The sequence below is a fragment of the Halomicrobium sp. IBSBa genome, assembly GCF_017612575.1.
Taxonomy (GTDB): Archaea; Halobacteriota; Halobacteria; order Halobacteriales; family Haloarculaceae; genus Halomicrobium.
Genome location: NZ_JADPQC010000011.1, coordinates 1 through 26981, shown reverse-complemented (window position 1 = coordinate 26981; position 26981 = coordinate 1). Strand labels below are relative to the sequence as shown.

32 protein-coding genes and 4 pseudogenes are annotated in these 26981 nt (G+C 55.3%); 18 read left to right on the top strand and 18 right to left on the bottom strand.

Going from position 1 to position 26981, the window contains the following annotated elements:
- Window positions 1-2540, top strand: a 2540-nt coding sequence (locus tag IL252_RS16960; protein WP_208629009.1) for an aminotransferase, incomplete at its 5' end; no start/stop codon positions are given.
- A gap of 45 nt (window positions 2541-2585) precedes the next feature.
- On the opposite strand, the gene IL252_RS16955 is transcribed toward IL252_RS16960, so the two are convergent.
- Both IL252_RS16955 and IL252_RS16950 read right to left on the bottom strand, forming a co-directional pair.
- Window positions 2586-2843, bottom strand: a complete 258-nt coding sequence (locus tag IL252_RS16955) for a hypothetical protein (protein ID WP_208629008.1) — start codon at window positions 2841-2843, stop codon at window positions 2586-2588.
- Window positions 2844-3319: 476 nt separating this feature from the next.
- Window positions 3320-3916 carry a site-specific integrase gene (locus tag IL252_RS16950; RefSeq protein WP_208629007.1) on the bottom strand — a complete coding sequence of 199 codons (597 nt, stop codon included), beginning with the start codon at window positions 3914-3916 and terminating at the stop codon, window positions 3320-3322.
- Window positions 3917-4119: 203 nt separating this feature from the next.
- Between IL252_RS16950 and IL252_RS16945 the strand changes: the two genes are divergently transcribed.
- The 3 genes from IL252_RS16945 (at window position 4120) to IL252_RS16935 (ending at window position 5894) form a co-directional block, all read left to right on the top strand.
- Entirely contained in the window at window positions 4120-4482 is a 363-nt protein-coding gene (locus tag IL252_RS16945) for a helix-turn-helix domain-containing protein (protein WP_208629006.1), read from the top strand.
- Window positions 4479-4817 (top strand): type II toxin-antitoxin system PemK/MazF family toxin, encoded by a 339-nt coding sequence (locus IL252_RS16940; protein ID WP_208629005.1) that lies wholly within the window; start codon window positions 4479-4481, stop codon window positions 4815-4817. Before IL252_RS16945 ends, IL252_RS16940 begins: the two co-directional genes overlap by 4 nt.
- Before the next feature lie 387 nt (window positions 4818-5204).
- Entirely contained in the window at window positions 5205-5894 is a 690-nt protein-coding gene (locus IL252_RS16935) for a hypothetical protein (RefSeq protein ID WP_208629004.1), read from the top strand.
- Between the two features lie 138 nt (window positions 5895-6032).
- Here IL252_RS16935 and IL252_RS17855 read toward each other — a convergent pair.
- Both IL252_RS17855 and IL252_RS16930 read right to left on the bottom strand, forming a co-directional pair.
- Window positions 6033-6140 (bottom strand): annotated as a pseudogene (locus tag IL252_RS17855) (aldo/keto reductase); the annotation flags it as partial.
- Between the two features lie 2 nt (window positions 6141-6142).
- A complete protein-coding gene (locus IL252_RS16930; protein WP_170092393.1) occupies window positions 6143-7327 on the bottom strand; it encodes an ABC transporter substrate-binding protein in 1185 nt (394 codons plus the stop codon).
- Between the two features lie 351 nt (window positions 7328-7678).
- On the opposite strand from IL252_RS16930, the gene IL252_RS16925 reads away from it, so the two are divergent.
- Window positions 7679-9619: a transposase gene (locus IL252_RS16925; RefSeq protein ID WP_170092394.1), complete on the top strand. Its 1941-nt coding sequence runs from the start codon at window positions 7679-7681 to the stop codon at window positions 9617-9619.
- A 957-nt stretch (window positions 9620-10576) separates the two neighbouring features.
- On the opposite strand, the gene IL252_RS16920 is transcribed toward IL252_RS16925, so the two are convergent.
- From IL252_RS16920 to IL252_RS16910, 3 genes are all read right to left on the bottom strand, one after another.
- Entirely contained in the window at window positions 10577-10993 is a 417-nt protein-coding gene (locus IL252_RS16920) for a hypothetical protein (RefSeq protein WP_208629003.1), read from the bottom strand.
- The gene (locus IL252_RS16915) at window positions 10990-11847 is read right to left on the bottom strand and encodes a ParA family protein (protein ID WP_208629002.1); all 858 of its coding nucleotides are present in this window, start codon (window positions 11845-11847) and stop codon (window positions 10990-10992) included. Before IL252_RS16915 ends, IL252_RS16920 begins: the two co-directional genes overlap by 4 nt.
- A 439-nt stretch (window positions 11848-12286) precedes the next feature.
- Window positions 12287-12817 (bottom strand): hypothetical protein, encoded by a 531-nt coding sequence (locus tag IL252_RS16910; RefSeq protein WP_208629001.1) that lies wholly within the window; start codon window positions 12815-12817, stop codon window positions 12287-12289.
- A gap of 237 nt (window positions 12818-13054) precedes the next feature.
- Here IL252_RS16910 and IL252_RS16905 point away from each other — a divergent pair.
- Window positions 13055-14046: pseudogene (locus tag IL252_RS16905) on the top strand (transposase).
- A gap of 397 nt (window positions 14047-14443) precedes the next feature.
- Window positions 14444-15466: a DUF6735 family protein gene (locus IL252_RS16900; RefSeq protein WP_208629000.1), complete on the top strand. Its 1023-nt coding sequence runs from the start codon at window positions 14444-14446 to the stop codon at window positions 15464-15466.
- 26 nt (window positions 15467-15492) lie between these two features.
- Here IL252_RS16900 and IL252_RS16895 read toward each other — a convergent pair whose 3' ends face one another.
- The 4 genes and pseudogenes from IL252_RS16895 to IL252_RS17695 all read right to left on the bottom strand — a co-directional run bounded on the left by IL252_RS16895 (window position 15493) and on the right by IL252_RS17695 (window position 17249).
- The gene (locus tag IL252_RS16895; RefSeq protein WP_208628999.1) at window positions 15493-15849 is read right to left on the bottom strand and encodes a type II toxin-antitoxin system PemK/MazF family toxin; all 357 of its coding nucleotides are present in this window, start codon (window positions 15847-15849) and stop codon (window positions 15493-15495) included.
- A gap of 32 nt (window positions 15850-15881) precedes the next feature.
- Window positions 15882-16283, bottom strand: coding sequence for a helix-turn-helix domain-containing protein (locus tag IL252_RS16890; RefSeq protein WP_208628998.1), 402 nt, complete (start codon window positions 16281-16283; stop codon window positions 15882-15884).
- Window positions 16284-16441: 158 nt separating this feature from the next.
- A complete protein-coding gene (locus IL252_RS16885) occupies window positions 16442-16621 on the bottom strand; it encodes a hypothetical protein (protein ID WP_208628997.1) in 180 nt (59 codons plus the stop codon).
- Between the two features lie 437 nt (window positions 16622-17058).
- A pseudogene (locus IL252_RS17695) lies at window positions 17059-17249 on the bottom strand (hypothetical protein).
- Window positions 17250-17345: 96 nt separating this feature from the next.
- On the opposite strand from IL252_RS17695, the gene IL252_RS16880 reads away from it, so the two are divergent.
- A complete protein-coding gene (locus IL252_RS16880; RefSeq protein ID WP_208628996.1) occupies window positions 17346-17714 on the top strand; it encodes a hypothetical protein in 369 nt (122 codons plus the stop codon).
- Between the two features lie 318 nt (window positions 17715-18032).
- Here the strand turns inward: IL252_RS16880 and IL252_RS16875 are convergent, their stop codons facing one another.
- From IL252_RS16875 to IL252_RS16865, 3 genes are all read right to left on the bottom strand, one after another.
- A complete protein-coding gene (locus tag IL252_RS16875) occupies window positions 18033-18716 on the bottom strand; it encodes a hypothetical protein (protein ID WP_208628995.1) in 684 nt (227 codons plus the stop codon).
- Window positions 18717-18846: 130 nt separating this feature from the next.
- Window positions 18847-19167, bottom strand: coding sequence for a hypothetical protein (locus IL252_RS16870; RefSeq protein ID WP_208628993.1), 321 nt, complete (start codon window positions 19165-19167; stop codon window positions 18847-18849).
- Window positions 19168-19223: 56 nt separating this feature from the next.
- Window positions 19224-19649 (bottom strand): hypothetical protein, encoded by a 426-nt coding sequence (locus IL252_RS16865; protein WP_208628991.1) that lies wholly within the window; start codon window positions 19647-19649, stop codon window positions 19224-19226.
- Between the two features lie 607 nt (window positions 19650-20256).
- On the opposite strand from IL252_RS16865, the gene IL252_RS16860 reads away from it, so the two are divergent.
- A complete protein-coding gene (locus IL252_RS16860) occupies window positions 20257-20709 on the top strand; it encodes a hypothetical protein (protein ID WP_208628984.1) in 453 nt (150 codons plus the stop codon).
- Between the two features lie 86 nt (window positions 20710-20795).
- Here IL252_RS16860 and IL252_RS17690 read toward each other — a convergent pair.
- Window positions 20796-20988: pseudogene (locus IL252_RS17690) on the bottom strand (hypothetical protein).
- A 45-nt stretch (window positions 20989-21033) separates the two neighbouring features.
- Between IL252_RS17690 and IL252_RS16855 the strand changes: the two are divergent.
- Complete coding sequence (locus IL252_RS16855) at window positions 21034-22161, top strand: DUF4238 domain-containing protein (protein ID WP_208628983.1); 1128 nt, start codon at window positions 21034-21036, stop codon at window positions 22159-22161.
- 30 nt (window positions 22162-22191) lie between these two features.
- Here IL252_RS16855 and IL252_RS16850 read toward each other — a convergent pair whose 3' ends face one another.
- The gene (locus tag IL252_RS16850; protein ID WP_208628981.1) at window positions 22192-22374 is read right to left on the bottom strand and encodes a hypothetical protein; all 183 of its coding nucleotides are present in this window, start codon (window positions 22372-22374) and stop codon (window positions 22192-22194) included.
- A 157-nt stretch (window positions 22375-22531) separates the two neighbouring features.
- Here IL252_RS16850 and IL252_RS16845 point away from each other — a divergent pair, with 157 nt between their 5' ends.
- Window positions 22532-22741 carry a hypothetical protein gene (locus IL252_RS16845; protein ID WP_208628976.1) on the top strand — a complete coding sequence of 70 codons (210 nt, stop codon included), beginning with the start codon at window positions 22532-22534 and terminating at the stop codon, window positions 22739-22741.
- Here the strand turns inward: IL252_RS16845 and IL252_RS16840 are convergent.
- Window positions 22738-22989 (bottom strand): hypothetical protein, encoded by a 252-nt coding sequence (locus IL252_RS16840; RefSeq protein ID WP_208628975.1) that lies wholly within the window; start codon window positions 22987-22989, stop codon window positions 22738-22740. The genes IL252_RS16845 and IL252_RS16840 overlap by 4 nt on opposite strands.
- A gap of 355 nt (window positions 22990-23344) precedes the next feature.
- Between IL252_RS16840 and IL252_RS16835 the strand changes: the two genes are divergently transcribed.
- Entirely contained in the window at window positions 23345-23671 is a 327-nt protein-coding gene (locus IL252_RS16835) for a PadR family transcriptional regulator (protein WP_208628973.1), read from the top strand.
- A 4-nt stretch (window positions 23672-23675) separates the two neighbouring features.
- Here IL252_RS16835 and IL252_RS16830 read toward each other — a convergent pair whose 3' ends face one another.
- Window positions 23676-23849: a hypothetical protein gene (locus IL252_RS16830; RefSeq protein ID WP_170092380.1), complete on the bottom strand. Its 174-nt coding sequence runs from the start codon at window positions 23847-23849 to the stop codon at window positions 23676-23678.
- Window positions 23850-23976: 127 nt separating this feature from the next.
- Between IL252_RS16830 and IL252_RS17685 the strand changes: the two genes are divergently transcribed.
- The 6 genes from IL252_RS17685 to IL252_RS16805 all read left to right on the top strand — a co-directional run.
- Complete coding sequence (locus IL252_RS17685; RefSeq protein ID WP_240936915.1) at window positions 23977-24090, top strand: ribbon-helix-helix domain-containing protein; 114 nt, start codon at window positions 23977-23979, stop codon at window positions 24088-24090.
- Window positions 24091-24092: 2 nt separating this feature from the next.
- Entirely contained in the window at window positions 24093-24386 is a 294-nt protein-coding gene (locus IL252_RS16825; protein WP_170092381.1) for a hypothetical protein, read from the top strand.
- Complete coding sequence (locus tag IL252_RS16820) at window positions 24386-24598, top strand: hypothetical protein (protein ID WP_208628971.1); 213 nt, start codon at window positions 24386-24388, stop codon at window positions 24596-24598. Before IL252_RS16825 ends, IL252_RS16820 begins: the two co-directional genes overlap by 1 nt.
- Window positions 24595-24732, top strand: a complete 138-nt coding sequence (locus IL252_RS16815; RefSeq protein WP_170092383.1) for a hypothetical protein — start codon at window positions 24595-24597, stop codon at window positions 24730-24732. The genes IL252_RS16820 and IL252_RS16815 overlap by 4 nt, the downstream gene beginning before the upstream one ends.
- Window positions 24722-25780, top strand: coding sequence for a homing endonuclease associated repeat-containing protein (locus IL252_RS17850; protein WP_369334734.1), 1059 nt, complete (start codon window positions 24722-24724; stop codon window positions 25778-25780). Before IL252_RS16815 ends, IL252_RS17850 begins: the two co-directional genes overlap by 11 nt.
- 197 nt (window positions 25781-25977) lie before the next feature.
- Window positions 25978-26981 (top strand): DUF5817 domain-containing protein (locus IL252_RS16805; RefSeq protein WP_244257304.1); only part of this gene is annotated, 1004 nt, incomplete at its 3' end.

Genomic DNA, 26981 nt, shown 5'->3' with positions numbered 1-26981 from the left:
GCGTCGACGCACTCCGTCACTCTCTCGTTGCCCTCCACGAAGAGCGCGCTGTCCCGCGCACACTGACGTTTGTGCTCGACGGGGAGCAGTGGACGGGTGCCGACCGCGAGACGATCAAGCGGGCGCTCACGGCCGTCGACGCGCTTGCTGCTGGGTTCGACGTCCGCCTCTGGATGTCCCCGGGCGTCCGCCAGCGCGTGCGCCGGCTCACCAGCACTGCTCTCGACGAGGACGACGCTCCCACCTGGGCTGACCGCTTCTCGTTCCTTACTACAACCGAGCAGACCTCCCACCGACCACCGGACGCCACGCCCTCCTCAATGGACCCCGACGTGGCTGACGACGCCTGGACGTTCATCGAGGAAAACCGCACACAGACCGGCCTGCTCACCCTGCTGGCACAGCTCGACGCCGACGGCGAACGCTCGGTGCGAGCGCTGAAACGAGATGCCCAGATAGACTACGCCGACGCCAGTATCGACCGCTACGTGGCGGATCTGGAGGCCGCAGGCCTCGTCGCAATCGACCGATCGCATGCCTCCAACAGACTGTCGCTGACGGCGCTGGGCACCGCTGCACAGAACTATGTGACCCCAACCGGAGACGTCGTCCACCGGGACCAATCCCGATTGGTGGGTGCGTCTTACGGACACCCCTCAGCGTCTCACAAGTACAGTGTAGCCCCCCAAGGGACAGGAGGGGACCACCACCCCCCAGCCGAACGGTGGTTGGCCGACACTGGTGACCCAGCCGAAGACGGGTACGTACAGTTCCTCGGGGACAGCGCTGGTCCTCGCGAGATTGAGCCACCGGTCTTCCACCGTCGCATGCTGGCCGGAAAACGAGTCTCCGGCGTGAACTTCGCCGATGCAGATCTCGTCGACTGGACGAACGAGCGACACGCTCCCACCGGTGACGGTCGCGTCACCTACGCATCGATCTTCGACGACCACGCCCTCTTGATCACACAGTGGGGCGGTCCGGCACAGACGATGGCACGTCTCTGCGCCGGGTTACTCGGCAATCGAATGCTGAGTAAGGCCTTAAGTATCGACGCCGTCGGGACGCAGTTCGAGCAGACCCACGGCGGGGTCGAGGCCTTCGAGAATGATCTCCACGACGTGCTGGTCCGGGCCCAGCAGATCGGCTGGCTGAGCGAAGATGAACTCGAACACTACGACAACTGGCGCGATCGCATCGGCGCTGTTCGATCGAACATCCTGTCGAAGATCGGCGAGCTTGACGAACTGGACAGCGGGCTTCGTCGGGAGCTGTTCCGGGATCTTCAGGGCCTGCTCACGTCGGCAACGCACCTGTACTACGCCGCCGGCATCGATGTCACGATCAACCTCCGTCTGCCACGAACCACGGAGCTGCTCGCGAACGACGAAGCACTCCAGCACTTCCTGGATTTCATGCGCTTTACCGTCACCAAGCAGGCCGGCTACGAAGACGAGAATGGCTTCCACAGCTGGTATCGGATGTGTATCGAAGACCGCAAGGAGAAGCTGAAAGCGCGGGCCGCATACGACGTCGACGAAGCCGATTCGACGGCGGACCTGACCGCCTCGTGGATCATTTCCGGTCCCGAAGCAACGGCACTTCGGGACCACGTCCAGGAGGCCATCGCGAAGGAGTCGGGTCGCCTTCGCGAACGCGTCGACGAGGGCATCGAAGACGCTGCGACGCTCGATATCCCGATGGTCGAAGCAAATGCACACGGTCATATCCGGGGGCTCGTCCGGGAGATCGCCGACCGAAAGGGGTTCTACGAGACCAATCGCCAGGACCTTGACCGGCTGACCCGGTGTCTCGAAGCTGCCCTCGCGACGAGCGACCGCGGTCCAGATCCGTTCCTCGTCGCCGACGCGCTGGCCGCGTTGGAGGCACGGGATACCGCTCGCGATCGCCTCGACACGTGGTCGATCCAGAACGCCCTTGCGACACTCCCGAGTGAGTCGGTGTTCCCGACGTTGCCGCCGGCCGCTCGTCGGATGCTCTCGGCGCTGTTCGCGAGCGACGAGCCGCTCGATCGACAGGCGCTCATCGAAGTCACGAGCGAGAGTTCCTACGACCGCCACTGGAAGACGCTTCGCGCGTTCTTCCTCGTCGAGGAGACCGACGACGGCTTTGTCGCCCAGCTGGAACCGTGGTGGGCGTCGACAAACGAGGAGCGAAAGCCGTTCCACGAGGACCATCCGAACCCGGTCACGCAGCCTCCTGGAGGCCATATCAAACAGCATGCACCGCCAACACGACCCTACGGCGTTATCTTCGAGATCGCCAACGAGACCGATCTCTTCGAGGTCCCGCCCGATCGCTACTACGAGTTCGGCCAGCGCTGGGACGAGATCGAGTGGATCCTTGACGAACTGGATTTGAAGCGCTTGCGCCCCATCCTCAGAGCATACTGTGCGGATTGGCCGGACCATACCGCACAGTCTTACTCGGACCCTTCAGGGGTGACAATCGGCCCACAGCGAGCGGGTGATCTGAATGGACAGACTTCACTGGCGGCGGCTGTTGCTGCTGACGACTAAATACTGTTCCAGAGCTGTAGAAACCTGACCTCTGATTACGAGGTCTTATCGACTTGTGCTGTTAGCGTTGTTGACGTTCACACCGGTGTCGGGTGTTTCTCCGGTGTACCAGGAGTCGTCGACGTCCGAGTCGTCGAGGACGGACACGCGCCACTCGCCAGGGGCTTCCATCATGACCATCAGCTGAACATCGCTGTCTGGCAGGCCTGATTCGTTAAGCAGATCGCACATCTCGAGCTCGTCCTTCGGGAGCGAAACGGTTCCAGTGCCGTTGTTGTCGCTGAGGTTCGTGATCCGAGCCATCGATTTTCACGACCATCCGTTGTGGATAGTCACGATCGATTGATGGGGGAGGAAGCAACATATAAACAGCACCCATTTTGACACTAGTTAGTTGATAGGTTTCCACAGCCTCGCAGGGTCATCTACGCTCACCAGGTTGTATTCGAACAAATACAATGCATACAGTACTACTCAAATACCGCTCACTTCTACACAGAATGATTGAAAAACAGGATGAATTCGGCGATGGGGTTCGTCTCAGAGATTGGGTCGCTACGGCGTCGATGAGACGATCAAGCCGTCAGCTACACACGCGCGCGTGCTTCAGATAAGAGTCGAGGGGGGACCCCCGTGTGAGTGCGGGCAGTACTGTGAAGGCGCGTTCACGTGATGGCTACCTCTGAGGTGGTGCAGTGGTTCGCCAATGTGACCGCGCTGCTGTTCGGCGACTGCGCTCACCTTCCTGAAAGTCGATCTTTGTCTGCTCGTCGGTGTGGTCAGAGTCCGATATCGGAGAAGGCGTCATCGATGATGTCCTCACTCGGTGCATTCAGGTACGGCTCGATCGCGGCGAAACTGTCCCAGCCGCCGACGGCCATCACGACGCGCGGGTTCATCTGTTCGTCGACGAGGAGTCGCTGAGCGAAGCGCCGCCGGAGATCATGGGTGCTGACCTTCTGAAAGTCCTCGTCGCCAGCCGCTTCGGCTGCCCTCGCAGCTGTCCGACGAACGACTGCACGGACGCCGGGCTGGGACAGATCAATAAAGGGGTCTTTCGGCGCGATGTTGTGCTCGTTTTGGAAGCGCTGGAGATCGCGCTCGACGCTGTCTGGGAGGTAGGCATCGCGAGGCTTCCCGCCGTTCCCACTCGTGTCTTTCCCAGCCTCAACCCGAAGGCGGTACTGGCCGCTCTCGGTCTGCTTCACGTCGATGGGCCGTACCTGTGGGATCTCGAACGCACGCAAGCCGACGAACGCTCCGAGTTGAATGACGAGATCGTCTCGTTGACTGTTGGTCGCTCGTCGAAGATCCTCGACCTCCGGGTCAGTGAGCCATACTTTGTATTCGTTCCCATCGGTGGCTTCGATACGCATTACGATCTTTTCACTTTCCGTTACTAATGTATCTAGCGGCTGGTAGAAATGCCGGAACATACCCCGCGTTCCGAGTGAAAACGGGCCAGCCTGTTACGACTAATTGAACAAGTCGTCACTCTATCTCTGTGGGTTCAGAACCTGCGGCGATTATATCTATTACAGCCACTACATCTATTACACTTGATTACGAAGTAGTGGATATGCCGATCGACATCGACCGGTTCGAGCAAGGTTCGACCGACGAACTTCGTTCGGGCGGCCGAACGAATGCCGAGGAGATACTGGGCCTCCTCGCGGCTCACCCGGAGCAAGCGTACACGCCCAAAGAGATTCATGAAGCCACGGATGTTCCACGGGGAAGCGTCGGTGTTGTCCTCTCGCGGCTCGAAGAACGCGATCTCGTACGGCACCGTGGAGAGTACTGGGCGATTGGTGAGGCCGACGACATCGATACCACGCTTTCGTCCCTGGCAACAGCCCGTGCAGCAACCGACCGGCTCGGTGAAGAGAACACTGACGAGTGGGGTCCTGGTATGACTGAATCGTCGGAGTCTGGTGAATGAGCTACGAGCAGGGAGAGGTCTGGTGGGGTCCTGCACCACACAAGTCCGGTCCCTCGTACCGACCATGGGTTATCGTCAGCGACGGATCGCATCCGTTTGCCCACACGGAGTGCATCGCACTTGCGATGACGACTCAGCAACACACCGGAGCGATCTCGGTGCCTGACGACGCCTGGCGCGAGGGCGGGTCGGACACGGATGCATACATCTCGCCGTGGTATACGACGACGATCAAGCACCGTGATTTTGATCGCCAGCAGGGGACGCTGGAACCTACGCTCGTCGTTGAGGCAGTGTCAGAACTGCATCGGTATACCACGGCTCCTGACAACTGATCGCTTCTTCCAGTAGCGTTCTCGTGTCACCTGTCATCTTCCCTCGCTCGCCGAAACACTCTAGGAATCGTAGCTAGTCACTTTGACATAAGCACCGATGACTAACCGAGATTCACAGACTGCCACGAGACAGATCCGGGTGGAGATCATTGCTACGCTCGATCTGGAGACGTTCGGTCCAACGGCTCACACTGAACCGACATACCTCCGAGCTGCCCTCGAGGCTGGGTTTGACGTCATCGACCTCGCCAGGGCCCACGAGGTCTCGAAGCGGACGATCTATCGACATCTCGATCGCCACGAGATCGACTATGACCAGCCGCCGAGCAATGGCCCGGCACGCCAACTCTGGAACGCACACCCTGATGCAGTCCCGAGTGACGACTGATGAGTGAAATCAGTCGTCTCGCTGAATCAGATGACTGTCTTGATCCCGAGCTTGTCGACACGATCACAGACATCTCAGAGGGCGATCTTCTCCTGGTCAATGACGATGCCCGTACGTGGGAAGTCACCGACGTCTCTGAAGAGTCTCTCGAGGAGGTTACCGATTCACGCCAGTCCAAGCGTGTCTGCCAGCTCTCGACTCGGAAGGCTGTGTTCGCCATCGAACTTGTGGAGTTTGTAGACCACCACGAAGCGACGCTCCAGCCTCTCGAAACGACTCGTTGGGCTGAGTCAAACAGCTCCTACGACGTCACCAACGTGGAAATCCTCGACCAGCAAGTTCCCTGGGTGGTCGTGACCAGCGGTGCCGGCAAGTACCACTTCCCGGACCCACAAGCAGCTGCATTCGGCGAGGCAGCTCCAGTCTGTGGCGGCGGGAACCAGGATGCCGAGTATCGGATCGCCCGCATCAGTGCAGTGGTTCCGGCCTACTCGGGCTGCAGGAACTGCGTCCGTCACGAGAAACCGATTGAGCTCGACGTGGTTACCTGTCCAGAGTGTCAGAGGACCATCTGCAGTGGTGTTTTCCAGGGTGTCGACTCCGCAGCTGTCGATGGCCTATCGATCGTCTGCCCAGGATGTGGGTTCGATGGTGTCGTCGATGTTCTGATAGAGCCTTTCTCATCCTGATGATAAACCCTGGGCCCTGGGACCCAGCCAATCCACAACCTCGGAGGGCGAAAATGATGTGCGTCTTCTATTCAAGAATATCTTGAGAATATAAGTTCAAATTACCTGAGTCTATTTATTATCCTGCTTATATTTTGTGCTCTCGTCGGTGTTGAGCATCCACTCCATCCCGCCGCAGAATCTCGGGCATCCGAGACAGATACGGCTCACGGAGAGCCCAGTGTTTCCGAGCGAGGTGTACTCTATTGTTAGATGTCTCCGCTTCGGATGTCCGCTATGCGCTGTCGATCGTAGAGCCGCTCATCACGGGCGAATTCATTGGGGAATAGCTGCTTTGCGGCGCGCTCAGTCTTCGAGAGGTTGATAATCGGCCCCTGATACATTCCACCCGCCGGGTAGACATCGCCATTCTGGACCGCCGTGAGCTGGCTTGCCGTGTCATGGTCCTGTAAGAACGCAAGATACGTTTCCCGGAAATCCGAGTGCGTCCACTGTTTGTCGGTGTAGAACATCAAGATCTCCGGGTCGATCTCTAGGAGCGGTTCGTAGTCGATGGAGCCGCGATCCGACGTGAAACTCTTGATGTTCGAGCCCTCAAAAGCGTCGCTCACCCCGAGGTCGTGCCAGTGTTTGTATGCCGTCGTGTCACCGAGTCGGTACGGATAAAACTTCTCCGGCTCGGTTGAGGCCGGGGACAGGAGCCCGATTGCTGGACGCTCGCTCTTGGATGGCAGTCGGTCCTGTATCTCTGTAATGGTCTCGTCGTGTAGCGTTCGGAGTGCCTCGAAGCGGTCCGTTCGCTGGAACACCTCGGCGACCTTCTCGGTCGCCTCGTATAGCGAGTAGTACGGGTAGCTCTCGTGCCAGGAGTAGGTTGAGAAACTCGTGTTCCCGCAGAACGGCGCGACCCGCTCGCTCATCTCGTCAACATCCGAACGTTCCCAGTTTGGAATGAGGTTTATCATGTAGTTCGGATCGATGAAGTGGACCCCCGCATCGATTTCAACGAAGAGTTCCTTCGAGATGCCGTCCTGCCAGAGAGAGACCATATCCTCTTTGCTCGTTGAGAGGCCGGGGATATCCTCGTAGTGCCACGTTCGGTACTCGCCGGTGAGAACGACGGCGCTTGGTTTGTCCATCCCGAGGGCCACACCCATGTCGGCCCAACTCGCGTTCTCAGCGACCCACGTTTTCGGAACCGCGTCGAACGACACCTCGCCCACCGGCTCAATCGTCACCGAGTAGGAGCTATCTTCGGTCGTCGTAGTCTCCGTCGCTGTCTTCGTTGGTGTCTCTGTTGAGCTGGCCGTTCCAGAGCCACCGTCGCTGTCACCAGTACAGCCGGCGAGCAGCCCACCGCCGACGACTGTCCCGCCGTACTTGATGTAGCCACGCCGCGTCGGTGCCTTGTGTTCGCTGGATTCGTCCGCCATGTGATTTAGGCCAGCCTAATAATAGAAAACAGTTGCGAAGTTTAGGCCAACCGAATCTCTCAGCAGGGGGCTTCGCAGAGTGGACAATCGGACGCTATCCGGGAACGCGAGCCCGCAGTGCTGACACTCCCGTCGTCGAGCAAGGTCATTACCTCAACCACGTTGCCGCTCTCATCTCGGACCTACTTGACCATACCGACTCACGCTGGAGCTGACCCGGACTGCTCATCAACCTGACCCGGCTGTCCTCGTCGGTCAGGAATATTAAAAGGGGAGTAGCAGTAGTTCCGAACTTGAGCGCTATATTTCAGTCGCATGGACTAACTCGTCAGCAGAGAAAGTCTCCGGCGAATGACTTCAGAGGAAAGTCCCGACTCGAACCGGGCGCGACGGAAGAAGGAATCGCCGGGTATTCCACCGGAGGAGGTTACAGAAGGAGACACCCGTTCATGGCGTCGAGATTTTGCTGACGTCGACGGTCGTCCAGACCTTCTTCGAATGGAGTTTGCTGGCTCGGATTCCCCAATCGATTTTGATACCGTGAAAGCACAACAGGCGATCCGGTATTTTGACTTCACGCTGGCCCAGAAGAGCGATCTCTTCGAGGAGTGGGACAACCTTGAGTCCGAGAAACAGCGGATGGTTCGAGCGGCGGTCCTCAAAGAACTCCTCGACGACGGGTATGAAGACCTCGAGAAGCGGCTCAAGTCCTCGAGTCTCATCGCTCGAGAGATGGGGTTTGACACAGACAATCCTCCGAGCGACACGACCCTCTGGCGTGGTATCTGCGATCTCGACGACGACGTGATCGAAGAGGCCGCACGGCGAGCAGACAACGCCCTCTTGCACGTCCAACTTCCCAGCGGGAGATCACTCGGAACCGTAGGAACGAACCCTGAGAAACCGCAGTTCTACTACGAGATTACGAAGTACGATCGTGAGATCAGCACCGAACGGAGGATGCGAAAAGTTACTGATATTGTTGCTGAATATATGGAACTCGCAGTATCCTCTATCAGCTTTGATCGAGATCCGGACGGCCCAAACTACAAATACACGCCTGAGTCGTTTTACCGCCTCTTAGCTCACATTGCTCTTGAAGGTTGTTATGCCGAGAACGGGTCAGAAATGCTTCGATGGCTCACTGGTGACGACGTCGACGTCCCAGATCCAACGACATTGCACAAATACGCTCGCAAGTACGATGTCGACGAACACGCTGAGCGGTTTCTCAATGCGATGCAAGCACTCCTGAAACGGGATGGGCTTCTCCCTCCAGAACCGGTCCATCTCGGGTTCGATATCACAAAAATTCCTTGGTATGGGAAGGTAGACACCGATGAAGATGGGAGCCCTACTGACGAAGAATGGCAAATCAAAACAGAGGTGAAAGACAATACCACCTGGGTCTGGCCGGTCGCCGTCCTCTCGATCGTCGCCCCCGACCGCAACTACGTCCTCGGCTTCGAGCCGGTCAGTGCAGCTGACGAATACGATCGTGCCCTGGACACTATGCTCGAGCGCACCGAAGACCGGTTCGACCTCGAGTTTGGCCGGATCTACCTCGATAGCGGACTGGGGAACACCAAGATCATGGATGTCTGCGAAAAGTACGACCTGAACTGGTTGATCCAGGGGAAGATGAACGGGAAACGTGAAGAGCTTGTGAAGAAACTCCCTGCAAACACCCCTGGAGGACAGAAAGGAGTCGAGTTCGGAGATCATCAAAAGGAGATCAATATCTTCGCCTGTCCTGATCATGAGGAGACGATCAAATCGACGGGCAAAAATGTCAACGAACAATCTAATATGTCGACTCTCGACGAGTTCACTCCAGAGTGTGAGAACGGAACCCCCTCAAAAGACACCGAGACAGACGAGTCAGACACCCCTGATGATGTGGAATACGCGGAGGGGGGAGGGGTGAACGTTCGCGACGAACTCGAGATCGAGGGCAATGGAACGTGGTCAGTCTGGAACACTAACATGGACGTCGCAGAACGCGATCTCCGAGGACTCGCCTATCAGTACCGGTACCGATGGCGGGTCGAAACAGCGATCCGGCAGCTGAAACGGGATTTCATCGGACGGTGTGGCTCTGAGAGTTCTCGAGTCCGGGCCCTCTACCTTGGAACAGGGCAGTTGCTGTTCAACTTCTGGGTTGCACTCAATCACGAATTACCCTACCATTTCGACCACACCGGGGTGCGAGTGACCGGGCTCGAGCTCCTCCACGGAGTTCGAGAAGCCGACTTCGAAGCGGCAAAAGCACGGAGGCAACCTGAAATATAGTGCCCAAATTCAGAACTACTGCTAACCATGACTCAGCATCTATTCAACACGGCAGCTTCGTTGGGGATGATACTACCGATGGGACCGGCTCAGTTGATGATCATGAGGACTCGTTTGACGTCATTGGTCAGATAACGGAGCTGACGTTGAAGCCGTACAACGACGGTCCCGGAATTGCCGACAGGAAATTCTAAGGTTCGCACGGTGCGATCGGTCGGTCCGGTCAACGTATCTCCCACCCCCACCGGAACCGCTACTCGACTTGTTCGATGTTTTCGGGAGTGGAAGATGATTTAGTGAATCGCTGTAGGGTACTGTAGAGGACATAGAGAATCGACAGTGCGAGGGACACGAAACCGAGCCACCCTTCGTATCCAGCGCCCATTTCTCGAGCGATTGTCCCGAGCTGAATGGCGATCACAGATAGGACAATGATTATTGCTGCTCCGACCCGTTTTACGTCCCTTCGAAGTTCATCCACCTTCATTATATTTAGGTGATCTGTCTCGCTGCATCAAAGGTGTTGTTGCCCAGATTCCGATTTCTGGTTTGGGTGTAGCACAGAAATAAAAAGAAGGCAAGCTCGAGCCTCGATATTAGAAGCTAAATTCGTAGTCTACGTCCATGGTGAACTTTTCTGTTCCCGAGATGATCCAGTGACCGACTTGCTTGGTTTCAACCTTCCCGAAGATACCGTCACACTCGGAGCGAAGGACTTTATCGTTTGTATCGTACGTCTGGGTCTCAAACTGGGCGACGTTGGCGAACGAGAACTGGTTCGTGTTAAACACGTTCCAACTTGTATAAAGCGTATATTGCTATAGCATCTGTGTGCAGTATCTCAACTATGTTTCCAGATACAAGATACAGATACAGGATGTGGATACAAGATCTAGATACAACATCTGTATTCGTACTGCAGATATTGACTATTGATCGGTAAGACGAAACCGTCGCTTAGAACTGCGTTTCTTGCCGCTCGGTGAACGTTTCGTACCCTGCTTCGCCGGCCTCGATGAGATCGGGACGCACTTCGTCCAGCCCCGCCCGCACCAGTAGGCCCAGCACTGAGCCACGACTCTCTGAGTCCACGGAGTCTCTGTCGAGGTGCTCGCGCACGTCGGTGCCGACGTCGTCCAACTGGCCAGCCTCGTCGAGCCCACGGATCAGCGCTGCGAGGTTTCGATCACGCATCGTGAGATTCGTCGGCACCTCTCCAGCCTCGAGCTCTTCGTAGACATCGGCGATGTACACCTCCAGTGACGACTCGTCTGCCGCTTCCGGCTCTTGCTGCGGTTCGCTCTGGTGTCGCTTCTGCTCTTTCGACTGTTCGAGTAGCTCCTCGGGGTCGCGGTCGTCAGTAGTGTCACTCATCGATCTGTGAGTTGGGTCAGTAGCTGTTCGGTGTTCGCACTGTACGCCTCGCGTGCACGCTTCCCAGTCGCGTAGAGTTCGTCATCGGGGACTGCAAAGAGCGTCCGGCCGTTGTTCTGGTTGTTGCCGATGTCGGCAGTCTTCGTGACGGGCTCGCCGACGATTTCTGGATACTCTTCGGTCACGTACTCGACGAACGACTCCGACAGCGTCTCCTGACTACTGATAATCGTCGGGATGACCAGTGCGATGTCGAGATCTACGTCGAGGTCGGTGCTGATTTCCTCGAGCGTCGCATCGAGTTTCTGTAGCTGGTCGCGCTCGAACGCACCTGGCTTCAGCGGTGCGACGACGTTCCGGGCAGCGAAGAGTCCGTTGAGCGCGATGTTGTCTTCTTTTCCGGGCAGGTCGAACACGACGAGGTCGTACTGGTCGGCGACGAGATCTTCGACGAACCCATCGAGCTTCTGGTAGCGCTCTTCGAGCGGAACGTTCGCGAGGTTGTTGTCAGCGCCGCCGAGACCGGGATCGGCTGGGATGAGATCTGGCCCCTCGTCGGTCGCGAACGTCATCCGGTCCAGGAGGTCGTCGATGTTGTCCCGGAGGAACTCCCAGTCATCTCCGAAGACCGCCGAGATCGGTGCGTCGATCGAGACGCCGCCATCGGCTGCTGTGTCTTCGTCGACGATGTCGATGCCGAAGTGCGTGGCCAGATCGTTCTGGGTGCCGGCGAGATCGACCAAGAGGACCTCGTGGCCCATGTTGTGTGCAGCAACGGCGATGTGGGCGGCACTGGTCGTCTTCCCGACCCCACCCTTTTCGACGTAGGTCGCTGCTCGTTGCACTGATGCCATATACAGATACTGTATACATATCGGTGATACAAATATCTACGTCAGACGACAGGCCGACAGACTATTTTAGAGATGTTCAGCAACCCACTCGATAAACCGTAGGAGTTCGGCCATCGATGTTGGGTCTTGGACTTGCGTGATTGTTCGTCGACCAGGGCCAAATCCAGATGGCAATAGATCTGGTGAGACAGTGAGTGGATCACTATTTAAAATGGCCCAGTCAACGGACCGGTAAATAACATGATCCGGTGCAGTTTCGTTGTACCGATTCGATGGATGATATATCGCGGGGCCACTGACAACACCAGGTACGATCTCGTCAGGGAAGTTGCCTAGAGCGTGTCATAGAATAGTTCTCGCCGCATTAATTTCTCTGGACCTGTGTAGAATTGGCTGTTCGATAGGCGTGCTCACTGACCGACAAAATTAGAGCTGCGATTTAGCACTCGTCTCCGCTGCGGTTGACGTGGTACGTGGCGATATCCGTCTGGCCAGTTGGGGGATCGCAACCGTCAGTTTCTCTGACGTAGAATGCGTTTGATAGTTGTTCGACATCATGCGTGCCTTCATTCCGGCCGGCCTTTGCCTCTATTTCTGCTCCGTAGATTCCGACGTCAGCTGGGATTCCCAAATGGGGTATCCACTGGTACGTCCTGTAGACTGTCGAATTCGGCTCGATGTACTCGTACGTGTCATTAATTCCATCGTCCCAAGTTAGATCGGCACTGTACTCAACTTCGTTCGCACCGTTCTTTCCGGGGGGGTTCCGGAAAATGTACGGTGTATAGATCAGGAGGACATTCTGTTCTTCGTTGGTGTTATTCTTCAATGCGACCGTGATGGTGCCCTTTTCTCCGTCTGCTACGTTGATGTGCCAACCGCTGAAGTTGATATAGTCGACTTCTACATCCGGAGCTGCTGCTGCACTTCCGGTTGCTGAAACCATTCCTGTGCCAACCGCAAGACCCATTCCGGCTCGTCGGAGGAAGTTTCGCCGATCCATTATACCACACCCTGAATTATCACTGACGCCCTATAATAATTTTCCACCCAGTGTCATATTATGGGTCAACTCTCTGCGAAGTAATGGAGTTCGCGTGAACAGCTGATCTGGCCTTTTCTCCACGAAAAATCTGTTCCGGTACTCCAGAAAGCAGAGAGCCTGTCATAGAAAGCCTCCCAAGGGATGCCGCAGGGTTTGGAAACTGTGTCCAGCAGTACCAACGCCCTGCAAGACGTAGCTTCGGTAGACGACTTCTTGAATGCGGAGGCTACCGAAACAGTACCGCTGTTCGACCATCTTGAGTTGGAGTTTCTCTTGGAATACGACATGTTCGCCCCCTCGAAGCGGGGGCGAACACGAGTGCACCAGCCACCGGATCTCTTTCGCGGCTTTCTGCACTGCTACTACGAGGATGTCTACGGTACTCGTCCGGTTACACGAGAACTCCAGCACAGTCTCGTCTGGTACTACTGCGGGCTCGACAAACCGCCATCCAGAGACACGGTTGATCGCTTTCTGACCGACCTCGAACACGTCATCGGCGATGTCTTCGACAGACTCGTCGAGCAGGCCGCCATCCGCGGCCTGCTCGACTCCACGTACTCGATCGATTCGACCCACGTCCAAGCGATCCAACACAACGACACTGCCTCGTGGAACTACGACCCAACAGCCGAGGAATACTACTACGGCTTCGGCTGTACGATCGTCTCGACCGGTGCAAAGATCCCGATTGCAGCGGAGTTCACACAAGCCAAACAAGCGGATCAGGAGACGGCGAGCGCGTCACGCGTGACGCGCTCGCCGTCGGCACACCGATCTGGATGCTTGGAGACAGCGCCTACGACATCCTCGATTGGCACGACAACCTGCTGGCCGCAGGGGTCGTGCCAATCGCTCCATACAATCCACGAAACACTGACGACCTGAAAGACATCGAGTACAGGGTCGAAGACCGGATCGAAGAACACAGCGAGGACGTGCAGCTGAAACAATCCACCTTGGACGAGACGTACAACAACCGGACGGGAGTCGAACGAACCAACGACGCGGTCAAGGACTGCGGCCTCGGGCACGTCTGCGCCCGAGGCCGCGTCCACGCACGAACAGAAATGTTCCTCGCACTGTGTCTTCGAATTGTCGTTGCAATCACCAACTACGAGCGAGGGAACGATCCGGGCTGTGAGAAACTATGAGATGGAGAGCCTGTCATACAATAGTTCTCAACAAGTACTATTCATGGTTTAGGGGTCGAATAAAATACTGAATGGCGAAATCACGGACTTAAGAGCGAATTTAGGGCTGTATAATCGTCAAGTAGAGGCCGTGAGACGTATTCTATGACACGCTGGATGGATTCTATGACAGGCTCCTCGGTACTTCACCTGGATCATTATTTGAACGAATCGTCGATGAATAAGCTACTGACGTGTGGCCCAACCTTTCCCAACCACGCTCTTCGCCGGTCTACTGTGCCTTCACCGCCAACGCTGGAGATCTTCGTTGTCTTGGGCCATCAGCTGTTTGTTGAGTCGGCCAGTGCATCAAGCGAAAATTGATTAAGTATTTCATGCTGTACTGGAACAACATTTTGTGAGCCATCCTGCTATTATAGCTTACAAAAACGAGGATGGGACATTTGATCTGCACTACAGTCGTAACGGTGCAGAACGCTACCAACTGAAAGAGATCCTTGAGGGGTATTTCGAAGGCCAATACGAAAAATTGGGCTCAAATATGCCCGGACTCCTTCCAACAGAAGTTGCTGAGTTCGCCGCAGATCAAGAAGGAGTTGAGGTAAGGGAACATGATCTGATCGAACAACAACCTTTTGCAGAGGCCGTTGAACCTCATGAACTCCCACATAGTGTCCCAGACATATCTGCGGAATTATTGTTTGTCGTTCGTGACTGGCAAGTTGATGTCTTCTCGATTGTTCCTGTCACCCCGAGTCTTCTTCCTCTTCTAGCAAACTCTTTTGACGTGAAATTGTATGATTGTGACCAGCTTGGTATTAATCCTCAAGAAGCGACTGATAATGAGCAACCCGCAAGCTATTCGCTCTCCGAATACGACTTTTTCAATCTTACCGTGTACGAAGAGATGCCCCTTTTATTATATCATCCATTTGCTCAGTATCATCTGGACATCCTAAGGGGCATCAGTGAGCAGAATCAAGCTCAAAACAGAGGCAAGACAGAATCGATTTCTACTGCAATCTATCATGATGGGTGCATAATCGAATATCGTGCAACTCAATCTGATCGGCAGATACCTTGGTCTGCACTCTTTGTTGAAGTCTGGCCTGGCGAAGATGAGAGGCCAAGTTACCCATGGGAATACAACCACGACGATCCGTCACCTCGAGCTCTCTCGAACGAATTACGTCTTGAGCTTAGCATGCTATTGATCGAAGAGTTAAGACAGCATATCGGAGCACTTGGTTCTGTTAGATCAACTAAGCTTGTGGACTTTCGAGAATATAGAACACGCGAGTTGAAGCGGTTCTTCACTATGCTTGAATCTCAGTACGGGGACGCGATCGCGGATGAATTTTCTCCTTTCCATTTGCTCGCTATGCTTCCACCGGACGAGGCATTGGAATTCCTAGATTGATTGAGACCTATTACTGAGAGGCAGTCTCACCGAAGCACTAAGTTTGCAAGTGAGCGAGCTATCTTCTTCATTCCAGCATCAGTGAGTTGTGCGTGTGGTCCATTCAGCTTTTCTTCTCTGATAACATATGTTCCCCACGGCTCTACTACTGAATCTTTCAACAGAGCATCACCGCTCTTCGTGTCTCCATTGGCATCCAATATCTGTGTCCAGTCGTGTCCTCCAAATTCACCGATCTGTGTAGTCAACATCACAACGTTATATCGGATAGCACCATCTTCATGGGTTGGTCGCCGTCCATCAGAAATAATCACTGCAGACCGTGTCTTATCATTTCCGTACGGGTCATCAAGTGAAACGACGTCTCCACGATCGTATTTCATTTGTTGGAAGAACGTATATTGCAGCTTAGTAGTCACTCAAGCAGTTCGTCAACTTCATCTTCAGATGCGTGAGGATCCGAGATATCTCCTCGTTGGTCGCTCATCTGTTTGTTCTGTTCCGGGTGTGCTTGGGACTGTGCTACGTTATGTAAATCTCCTAAAAGCCCCGTAATCTCTTCTTGGAGTTCTGGATTGACGAAGTACCGTCCAGAAATCCGATCAACCAGATTTTTCTCATACAGTCGCTGCATTGTCTTCGTAACGCTGCCTTCGTTAATATCGGTGCGGTCTGCGATCTTGGCTGGTGGCCAACCAAATTCTGGATTAGCAGCTAGGAACCGAAGCGCGGTTTCCTCATTTGTGCCCGGATTAATCGGGAAGTCTAGCTCTGCCGCTTCCCGTTCCTGGAGTTCGTCGACACGTACCGGTTCCATCATTGTTGTCATTATTTGTCATCGAGTGTCATTAGTCTTCGGGTGTGTAGTGTGAGGAAGTCTGTCCCATCGATGTGAAACTCTATTTTGATGGATTTGGAGGCCAATGACCGCGATAATAAACCGGACCGACGACTCCTAATCTCACCTATCGGTTGTTACTGTGACATCCAGGCGATCGTCGAGGCAGTGGAGAAGCCGAAGATCGCGACGACCAGCACGCCGAGAAAGATGCCACGTGGCAAACTGTACAGCTGTGCCAGCGCAACGACAGCGCCCAGGAGCTTCGCGACGATCAGGTTGTTCTTCGCGAGGAGCCTGTACTCGGCGCTGTTCATCGTCCCTCCACGGGCTCGTCGACGATGCTATCTATTCGGCGCGATGCAGGCGCTGTGTGGATCTCTGTGGGCATGGCTGTCGCTCTTGGTGGCAACCGATCTCCCGCACCGACAGACACACAGGTAGGCGCTTCGTAGGCCGCTGTGTCCGTCGGTCGCTGGGGCACCTCGGTGGCCGATGGGTGCTCCTGGTGTGCGTCGGTGTCTTGGTTGGCGCGGCGCACACTGGTTCAACGCTCACGAGCGATAGCGATGGCTCTCTAGGGGATTGTTCAGCCGGGAGAGCGTCGTCAGCGGGCGTCAGCCCGCGTCTCGCGTTAACGTCTACCTTTACCGATGGCCTCTTGACTCAAGAAGGTTCGCAAACCGGGGTGGAAGTCCATTTGCTATCCTAAGATCCGTGGACTGTATGTATCAAGTCTCCCTCGTCAGCCGACTCAGATCCGCCGCATCGTCGTCACGACTTCGCGCCCAGTCACTCGCCACTGACACCCAGTCCAGACCGCCTCGACGCGCTCAAAGCCACCATCACTCCGTGGCTCGAACTCGACTTTCCGCTTCGGGCTCGCACCGGCTCGTAGACGAAGCCCTTAGCTTCGACAACGGACTGTCCGAGCCATCCAACCACTAAGCCTGCAACAAGCCAGTGAATGTGTTTCCTTTGTTTCACCAAATTTGATGATCAGTCGGCATATTTTTCATACCCCTGAAAGAAAAGAACGATGTGGTAACAGTACGAGACCTACACCAGTTGCACCTCTATGTGAATGCTCTAATCGACGAGGGCGAATCCCCATCGATAGAGAATGTGGAAAGAGCTGCCCTGTCTGGAGAAATTGTCGACTATCTGGATCAAGAATTTAACGCATTTGAGGCTTTGGGCGGACCTGACCAAATTCTCGATGTAGATGGACTGAATACGTTGTTCGCTAATTACTATATCACCGACTCCCGCGAGCATCTCCTTGTAGAGAACAATGGTCTCCTGGCACTCTCAGGGTCCATTTTCGAGATTCTTTCCCACAACGAATGGGATACGACTCCTCTTCGTTCAAGTAGTTCAGGACTGCTTGACGCCAACTTCACTGGGTAAATATCTCCACGTCTGCATTGGCTTCATCAGACCTAGAGTAAGCGCCGTACACACTTTTTCCAGGCCACAGTTACTAGTTTAACCTATAGAGAATTAATTGAGGGCTGTTGGGTAGTTCCTTAACCAACAAGTTTCGGGAGCGGGAATCTTGTTAGTTAAGGATTTTTGCCAGTGCTACACCGTCGCGGCAACGTGCTCGTACTCGCCCTGTGACGGCGTCGAGCGTCCACCGATCGTACTGACTCGTGCCTGGCGCAACCACGTCGACGGCGACGGTCGGGACTATAGAACCGATAGCAATCCTAGGAGACGCAGTTATTACGTATCAGATGCCTGCTCGTGATACTTCCCAACGAGGGACCGTCGGTTCATCCATTGCTGGAACTCCTCTTGATCGGGCTGGCAGACAAAGACAAAATTGACCAAGCAGGTTGCTTGCTCCAGAGAGTGAGAGCCGTCGAGCTCTTCGGTGATTACTTGATCTTGTATATCCTGCACCTGTATGATCCCGTTGAGTGGAAATGGAAGTTCACTCTCGGTCATCATGAGCGTATCACTCAATGAACTCCAGTTGTCGAGCGACGTCGTCCCCCGAAACTCTATATTGCCTTCTTTTCCGACGACCTCGACGAAGGTTGCATCTTCTGCTTCTTCGTTATCTCTCGGAAGAATCTGACAGTCACACGAGAACCGGTACAGGGAACAGACATCGTCTATGTCGAGATCTTTGATTCGCGGTATATTCTCGTCTTCGAGTAAATGATTCACGACTCGCTTGGTCTGAATGTGCTCCTCGCTTTGATTCACCGACTCCATCACCTTTTTTCGATCTCCTATTTCACCGCCGAGGCTACCCGGGAGGAAGGTACTCAGTCCAGCCTTTAGTGTACTCCAAGACTCCTTCTGTTCCGTGATCTTCGTGTTCTCGTCGATTCGATCGAAGAACAACTGCCGAATGTGTGATGGGGAGTAATACAGGATGTGACGATACGGTTCTGACATACGTGTGGACTGCAGTGCATATTATATAACAGTGAAAGGTGGGTACGGCCTCCGTCAGTGCTGGGGCAGACCTCACTGTACAAAGGTGCGACCAGCGCTGTATTAACTGTGTATCAGACGTGTGGGCGGTCTATGAGTACTGTGCTTCGTGATGGACCATCTCCGTCAAATGTACGACGTACCCGGCAAACCCATTTTCTACGATGCCATATTCATCAGGCGTATTCCCGTTCACTGCAGCAGAAAGCTCTTTTTCCATTTCCTCTACCGTGTCTTGTTTCGATGTGATACCACTCAGGTCGACGACGTCGCCAAACCGGTCCTGTAGCATCGATATCGCACGTTCTTCCCGAGCAGCCTCTACAAATTCCTCTGTGCTTAATTCTTCATCTGAATCGATGAGTTTCGCCACTTCGTACTGTACGGCAACATAGTCAGAAGCGCGTGGCATAGTCCAATTTCTATTTTCGATCAATATATTAATTGGGTGTAGCGTTAGGTGCTAACTCAGAGAACTGGATGTAACAACATTTCCACTCTATCCAGTCCTTCCCCGGTCAGACAATATCTACGAGGATTTTCTTCGATGTCCATCAGACACTCTTGTTCAGAAAGTTGATCGACCACTATTGGGATCGACGAGGGAGGAGAGGTCCGTGCTTTGTAAAACAGGTCCTCTAATTCACTTACTGTCACTCCCTTCTTGGATTGATGTTGCTCAGCAAAATGAGTGAGGAGGAGTATTTGCTCTGCGTGTGTACTTGCGGCAGTTCTCAAAAGTTCTCTCAAGTGAGCCTCTGAAGACTCATTTTCGTCGTTCTCCACCTGCTCATTTTGTCCATCATTTCGGTTGCCCATGAAGGTAGGCATCAGACGATCCAGCCCAAAAATCAAATCATACTCAAATTCTCCATCTGGGCTGAAATTGAACACCAAGCTGGGTAGTCCCCTTTGGAGTCCAAACCGCTCTAACCGGACATCTCCACGGAGCAGTGTTTGTGCCAAGTTCGTCGTATTCGGAAGGTTTCTGGTGAATGTCTCAGAGTGACCAGAACCGGTTACTGAAGCTCTATAGACTCCGGTTTTCGAGTGGTACCAGAACGTGAGCCAGAGCCCCAGAACTACGGTTAATATCGCCCACGAAAATAGAGGATGGCCCCACATTTCTGTCGTGAGTATCTGAATAAACCACCACAGTAGACCTGCCAATAGTACGATGAGGCTAGCAACTCCTCGAGTTATAGACTGCTCGAATCGGTATGTCGTTTCTTCCTGGGTCTTTGGAACAGTCGTAACTAAGCGTGCTGAGTATCGGCTAATCAGTCCGAGCGCAACAAACAGTGGAATCATCTGAGCGGCCTCCCCGAGTTGCACGAACTCGGTTGGTGCCCTAGATAGAGTACTCTCTACGACCGCCCCAATCCATGCCGAGATGTTAATCGACGCAACAAAGAAAACAATTGAGAATACCAACTTTACCCAATCAGATCTCGTCATTCGCTATTCAATTTCATTAAGCCGCAGACCATAGAACCACATCATGTTTAAATCAGAAAAGGGTCTGGTAAAGCACTTTACAGACTCTGGATTCATCTCCGGCGTAGTCAAAACGGAACGTATAGTCGGGAATGTAGATGTCATGGAGAATGACTGGGATATAGTTCGACCAGCTAATTCAAAAGAGTCGTTCACCCGAGAAGTAGATATAATCATTCAATCAAATAATAGAGATTGGATCATCGAAGCGAAAAAGGAGTACTCGACAATTGGATTTGATGCCGTTGTTGGGCAAGTTCTGGTGAGCGATTTCCTCTATCGAACTGAAAAAGAGCTGTCCGAGTCAGAGACAACTCGAGCAATATTGCTTGGGGAGATTTATACCGATCTTGAGGAAGGAACAGTCGATGCAGATCGTCTCGATCAATTACTCAGCACATATGATATCAAGCTGATCGTGCCCAGTGAGAATGGATATCGTTTTGTCTGTGGCTAAGTCCAACACAGTCCAAGTATACTAAGAACTGTTTAACCAACTTTTCCAAGTAATGCAGGCAGTGTTGGTTAAATATTAATAGGCCGCTATACCGTTGCGGCGACGTCCTCGTGCCCTCCCTGCGATGTCATCGGCCATAGCGCCAACCCAGCCAGAGCCAGTTCCCGAAGCACTTCGGGTAACACCACCTTCACAGACACGCAACACGGCGTCGAGCGTCCGTCGATCGTACTGGCTCGTGCCCGGCGCGATCACGTCGACGGCGACGATCGAGCGCACCTAGCAAAGCTTATTTTGTCGGTTACCTGTCTTCTTAACAGGATGGTGAACGAGCATATCGTTCCCCAAGCGTACCTCCAAAACTTTGCTCCGGATGAGGAGGGACTTATCTCTAGATATTCACTCATCGATAAGCACGAAGGAGATGACTATTACCCACCACGAGACCGATATCCGATTAGTAAGGCGGCCTCGTACGAAGATTTCGCTAATGGCCTCTTAGAGAGCGGCGAAGCGAATATCGCCGAAAGAGAGATGATCAGAACCATCCGGAATATCTTGGACGGTGAAGTTCTATCAGCTAAGGATGTTCCCGGAGTATCTTCGTTCATATCATTTCAAACGACACGAGGAATCAGCTCAAGGCTTTACTACAACGCTAAGCAGAGGCTCCCACATGATGAGTTCGCTGAGGGTGTCCAGGACTGGTCCTCAGCAATCTCCTACAATACGTCTGATGGACATACGCTCCTACAGTACATGGGTTGGGTACTGATCGAAAACAAGACTGACCTCCCCTTCTTTACATCTGATGAGCCTGTCGTCGAGTCGCAGGGAAAGCGATTTGACAACGTCGATACAGCGGCGAAAGAGATGATCGGCAGGCAGATTTTTTGTCCGATTGGTCCGGATCATCTTTTGTTGCTACTTGACCCGAGTCTCTACGACGTAGATGGATTGCTATACGAAGTTGACCCAGAAGGGGGTATTCAGGAACTTCCCGACGAAATGTTTACGAGAATTGAGGTGGCAGATCGCAATGAGATTTGGAAGTTCAATTTGCTTCAACCACTCAATGCATACAGAGAGGTATTTGCTCCTGTTGGAAACGGCGATTATTTGGAGCAAGCAGTGGAGTGGCTTTGCTCTGCTTTTCCAGATGAAGACTTCGTACGGGGCAATACACGGGATTTCGAGAAAATGCTCCGTGCATACATAATAGCGGCTTCAGGTCCTAATTCTCCAGAGCAGAGAGAGTGGTATCTGAGAGAAGGATCAGATGTTATTAATTCTCGTGGGAAGAAGCTCAAGTCTCTCGAAAATTTCTCTCACTCAATTTCGGTCATCAGTGATTTGGAGGTAGATAACCCAGATATGGAATACTGGAATGAAATTTTGGACGTGATTGGTCAGGTACCGCCTGAGCAATATTTGGACGCAGAATCACTGTAGCAAGCAAGAAGAGGAGCTGCAGATTGATCCTCAGATTCGCCGCATCGTCGTCACGACCTCCCGCCCGGTCACCCGCCATCCACACCCAGTCCAGACGGCCTCGATCCGCTCAAAGCCACCATCACTCCGTGGCTCGAACTCTACCTTCCGCTTCGGGCCACGCACGGGCTCGTAGACGAAGCCCTTGCCCTCGGCGACGGACTGGCTGGTCATGCTTCCACCGCCCAAACGATGGCGTCGACGATCGGCCCGTCGACGTGGAAGTAGGCTTCTGCAAGAGATCGGCCACCTTGGCGTGTATTCCGTACTCTGATTATATATCTGAACCGCCACAATTCTTTTGCTGGCTGTAAACGAATGTGGAGATAGAATGTCTCAGGGAAAGCGTAAGGTAACCGACTCCGAAATTCTCAGCGCGTTCCGATCGATTGAGGGCCCATTTGCCGCAGCATCTGAAATTGCGGCATATTTCGACCACACCCGCCAGTGGGCTCACAAGCGGCTGACACAGTTACACGAGCAGGGAGACGTCAAGAGAAAGAAAACCGGGCAGTCTGTTGTCTGGTGGGTCGAGGATTAGCTCTGCCGCGTCTCTGAAAGATAGCGTTGACCATCCTCAGTTACCCAATAAAACCGAGAATTACCACCAGGGTTCTTGCTATCCACATATCCTGAGGACTGCAGCTTTTGCAACTGCTGATGCCCCCACTGGCGGGTTTTATCGAATGCATCACCAACTTCTTTCGCGGTAAAGGCCGGATCTGGCGATTGGACCATGAAGAGAAGAATCTCACGCGGGCTCGCAGCAGGATCTGGTCCACTTGGCACACCAAAGCACAATCTCGACTGGTGATTAAGTCATGCGGTGTTATCTATTTACGGCCAGCAAAGGTTAAGTACGGTCAGGGTAACACCATGAGATAGGCGACGCCCACAGATCGGCGGCGTCGCATCGAACCCATGACCACGACCAAGCCCACCTACGAAGAGTCGCATCGCTCGCCAGCGCCCATTCGGTCACATTCGGTCACGATTCGGTCACGCCTGAACAGGCCACAAACACGCTACAGCGGGCCAGAGACGAAAACCGACCCGTCACAGACGCGATTCGGTCACGGGCCCGCCGCAGACTCACGTACCACCCTGCCCACCCCTCGACCATGCCGACACACGGAGGTCACCGATGACTGAGTGGCATGCCCTCAGTGCCTTCCAGCGCGATCTGCTGACGGCCATCGCCGCCGTCGACGACGAACCCTACGGGCTCGCGCTGAAGGAATACCTCGACGAGCGCTACCCCGATTCGATCAACCACAGTCGGCTCTACCAGAACCTCGATCGCCTCGCCGACGCCGGCCTCGTGACGATCGACCGCCACGCGCTGGACAAGCGCACGAACGCGTATCGGCTCACCGACGACGGCCGTCGCCAGCTCCAGCACCAAGCGCGAGCGCTCGCGAGCGTCTGTGATGTGCCCCAGCCCGCCGCCGATGGAGGTCTGAGAAAATGACGCCTCAAAGCGGGTCGGGCACGTCGTCGCGCTCCTCGACCCACTCGCTCATCAACCGAGCGATCAGCTCACTCCGGGAGACATCCCGGCCGAGCTTCCCAGCGGCTTTCATCTCGATCAGCTTGTCGTCGAATTCGTCCAGCAGTTCGTCTGAAACGGAAATACTCGGTCGTGCCACAGTAGTCCGTTCGCAACTTCGCACCAAAAGCCTGCGCCAGATAGCACAATCGCACTGTGCCACATATTTATTACGAGTGGGTGCTACCGTGCTACTGTGCTACACAATGGTTCGACCGAGTATCAGCATGTCTGAGGAACTGCTCGAAAACATCGACGACGCCAGAGAGTCGACCACCTCCCGAAGTGAGTGGGTCCGCGAAGCGATTCGCGACCGACTGAATACGGAGGAGGACCGCTGACAATGACGCCCGAGACTGGCGAGGTCGTCGCCGTCACGACCGTCGACAGCGAGCCGCCGCTGCTGGTCACACACGTCGAGGCCGACGCCGTCCGCGGTGTCCTGCTGGCGGATCTGGCTGCGGGAACGATCGAGCAGCTCAACGCCACGGCGGGTGATCGCGACCAGCGCCGCGCGCTCGCCCAAGCGGTCCAGCAGGCGGATTCGATGATCTTCCGCGTTCCGTTCACGGACTGTCGGCATCGCGGCGAGCCAGGGATTCGGGGCTGTCACCCGCCACAGGGAGGGCGCGAGTGATGGCCCGAGCAGACCCCACCGGGTCCGCTCGGAGCGCGCCAGCGCCCGGACAGGCCGACGAGTGGCGCTTGCGCTACCACGTCGGCGATCTCGTCCACTACACGGAGTGGACCAGCGACTTCCCCACGGTCGAGAACCTCTTCGAGCAGTACCGCCGCGGCGACTACGGCCACGATGTCGTCATCGAGCGCCGCACGGAGGTCCGGCGATGATCGGCAGCGGCAACTACTACGGCATCGATCACACGGAGCCCACCGAAGGCGACATCAATTGCTTCCTGTGTGACGCCACCAGCGAGACTGTCGAAGCCCATCACCGTCATATGGAGGTCGTCCATGACTGTTGAGCGACTCTCTGCTGGCAGGCACAATCGCATGCCGTGCGTCAGACAGGTTGTCAATCTGTGCGGGGGATTTAATACGGGACGGAGAATCATTATCCAACATCAGGTAAGAACACACCCGCAGCTACCCACCAGAACAAACGAGGGGGACGCAAGTACGCCCCCAACAAACTCACACACACGTTTGTTCTGCTGGTCTGGTCATAAAGGTTACCCCTCGAAGAGCGGCAGCACTGTCCAGCCCAGACGGCGGCGTTCCGCCGGGTGGTTTGCGATATCAGCCACCATGTCAGAAAGCACCACCACCGATAGCGATACCAGCAGTTGCACAGGTACGAACCGCATTCCCGAAGAAGCGCTCATCGAGTATCTGCAGACGTTCGCTGCGGAACTCGGCCGTCCACCTCGGGCTCGAGATATGAAACGCGAAGGTCGGTACGCCGACCAGACCTATTACAACCGATTTGAGAACTGGGACGCGGCTCTCAAAAAGGCAGGTCTGTACGCCGACTTCGAGCCGTCGAAGTTCGATGGTGCCGAACATCACTTCGGGGCACTCATCGATGACATGGTTCGTGTGGCCACTGTTGTTGGGCGGCCACCGACAGAAGACGAGATCGATGAACATGGGGAATTTGGATCTGGCACGTATCAATCAAAATTTGGATCTTGGCCAGAAGCCCTCCGAACCTGTGGATTCCCGCCGCGCTATCGTGGTGGGACAATGCGCCCACCAGACGAGCAGCGTGCTGTCTACGGCAAGAACTGGGACGAGCAGCGACGAAAGGCGTTATCTCGGGATCGTTACCGGTGCCAGCACTGTGGGCTGACAATCGGCGACACTGACAGCCGGCCACAGGACCAACTACACGTCCATCATATCGTTCCCATTCGATGGTTCGACGAACCTGAGCTCGGGAACCATCTACTCAATCTCATTACCCTCTGTCCACAGTGTCACCGGAAGTGGGAGTCCTCACTCGTCTCAGATATCGATCTGGACGCCCTGCAAGCTGAGATTCGTGAGTTGGCTCAGGACGATCGGTCGTAAGCGTCGCGAATGGCAGGACTCTCCCTCTCTCTCGACGGGTCAGACGACCCGATAGCACGCCAGGGGACTGGGCCTGGGGGCTCGCCCACCCAGAGACCCATCCCTCGCCACCGTTCGCTCTACCGAGCGCTACGCCGTCGCGACCGTCGCGATGGTGGGCGATACTCCTGTAGAGCACGTTCCGGCGGTGATCGCGGATGACCTACCACGTCGTCGGCTGCTCGGAGTGTCAGTCACTCTGGCTGCTCGAAGACTCCCACAAGGAGTCTGCCACCTGCCCGACCTGTGGGACACGCCATCAGCGCAGCGCACTCAGAACACTCGCCCAGGCCGACGACAGAGACGGAGCGAACCAGCAACGCAGCGCGCTGTTGGCCGAACGGGCCGACGCCGGCGACGCCGATCTCGACCCCTACTGGGAGCAGGCGACGCGGGCGAGCGAGCCGATCGTCGACGACCGCGCGTATCTCGACGGCCTCGGTATCGATCCCGACCTCGTCGAGGACCTGACGAGCGAGGACGACGACACTTCCGCCTCCGAGCGGACGACGACGCGAACCCCAGGGACTGGCCCCGACGTTCCCGCTCCCGTCGCCGATCGTCCCCAGCTGCGTGGCCCCGTCGACGACGCCCGCTCTCCTGGCGTCTCCCTGATCGAGGCTGGCGGCCAGCTCGGGATCGCCGGCCAGACCTATCACGAAGTGAGCCCGCGGACCTCCGAGTGGCTCGCCGACGTCGTCAGTGATCTGGTTCCGTCGACGGCACGGCTCGTCCAGGATCTCGCTCGCGAGCGCTACAACTTCGACTATCGAGATCCCGATGCCGGCGCTGGTGCTGTCGCGACGTTCATTCACGAGGAGCTGGTGGGGCGTGTCGCGCAACTGGACACTGCCGACGCGCCGACGGCCGCCGTCGAAGAGGCTCGCTCGTACCTGGACGCCATCGGCCGGTACGCGCTCCTGTGGGCCGACGACGTCTACCGCGTGCGCCGTGGCTTCGACGGCGCTGAACAGTTCGAGCGCGTCACGAGAACGCTCGAAACGACTGGAACCAGCCAGGGGCAGTTCAACGCCGGCGTCGACGCACTCCGTCACTCTCTCGTTGCCCTCCACGAAGAGCGCGCTGTCCCGCGCACACTGACGTTTGTGCTCGACGGGGAGCAGTGGACGGGTGCCGACCGCGAGACGATCAAGCGGGCGCT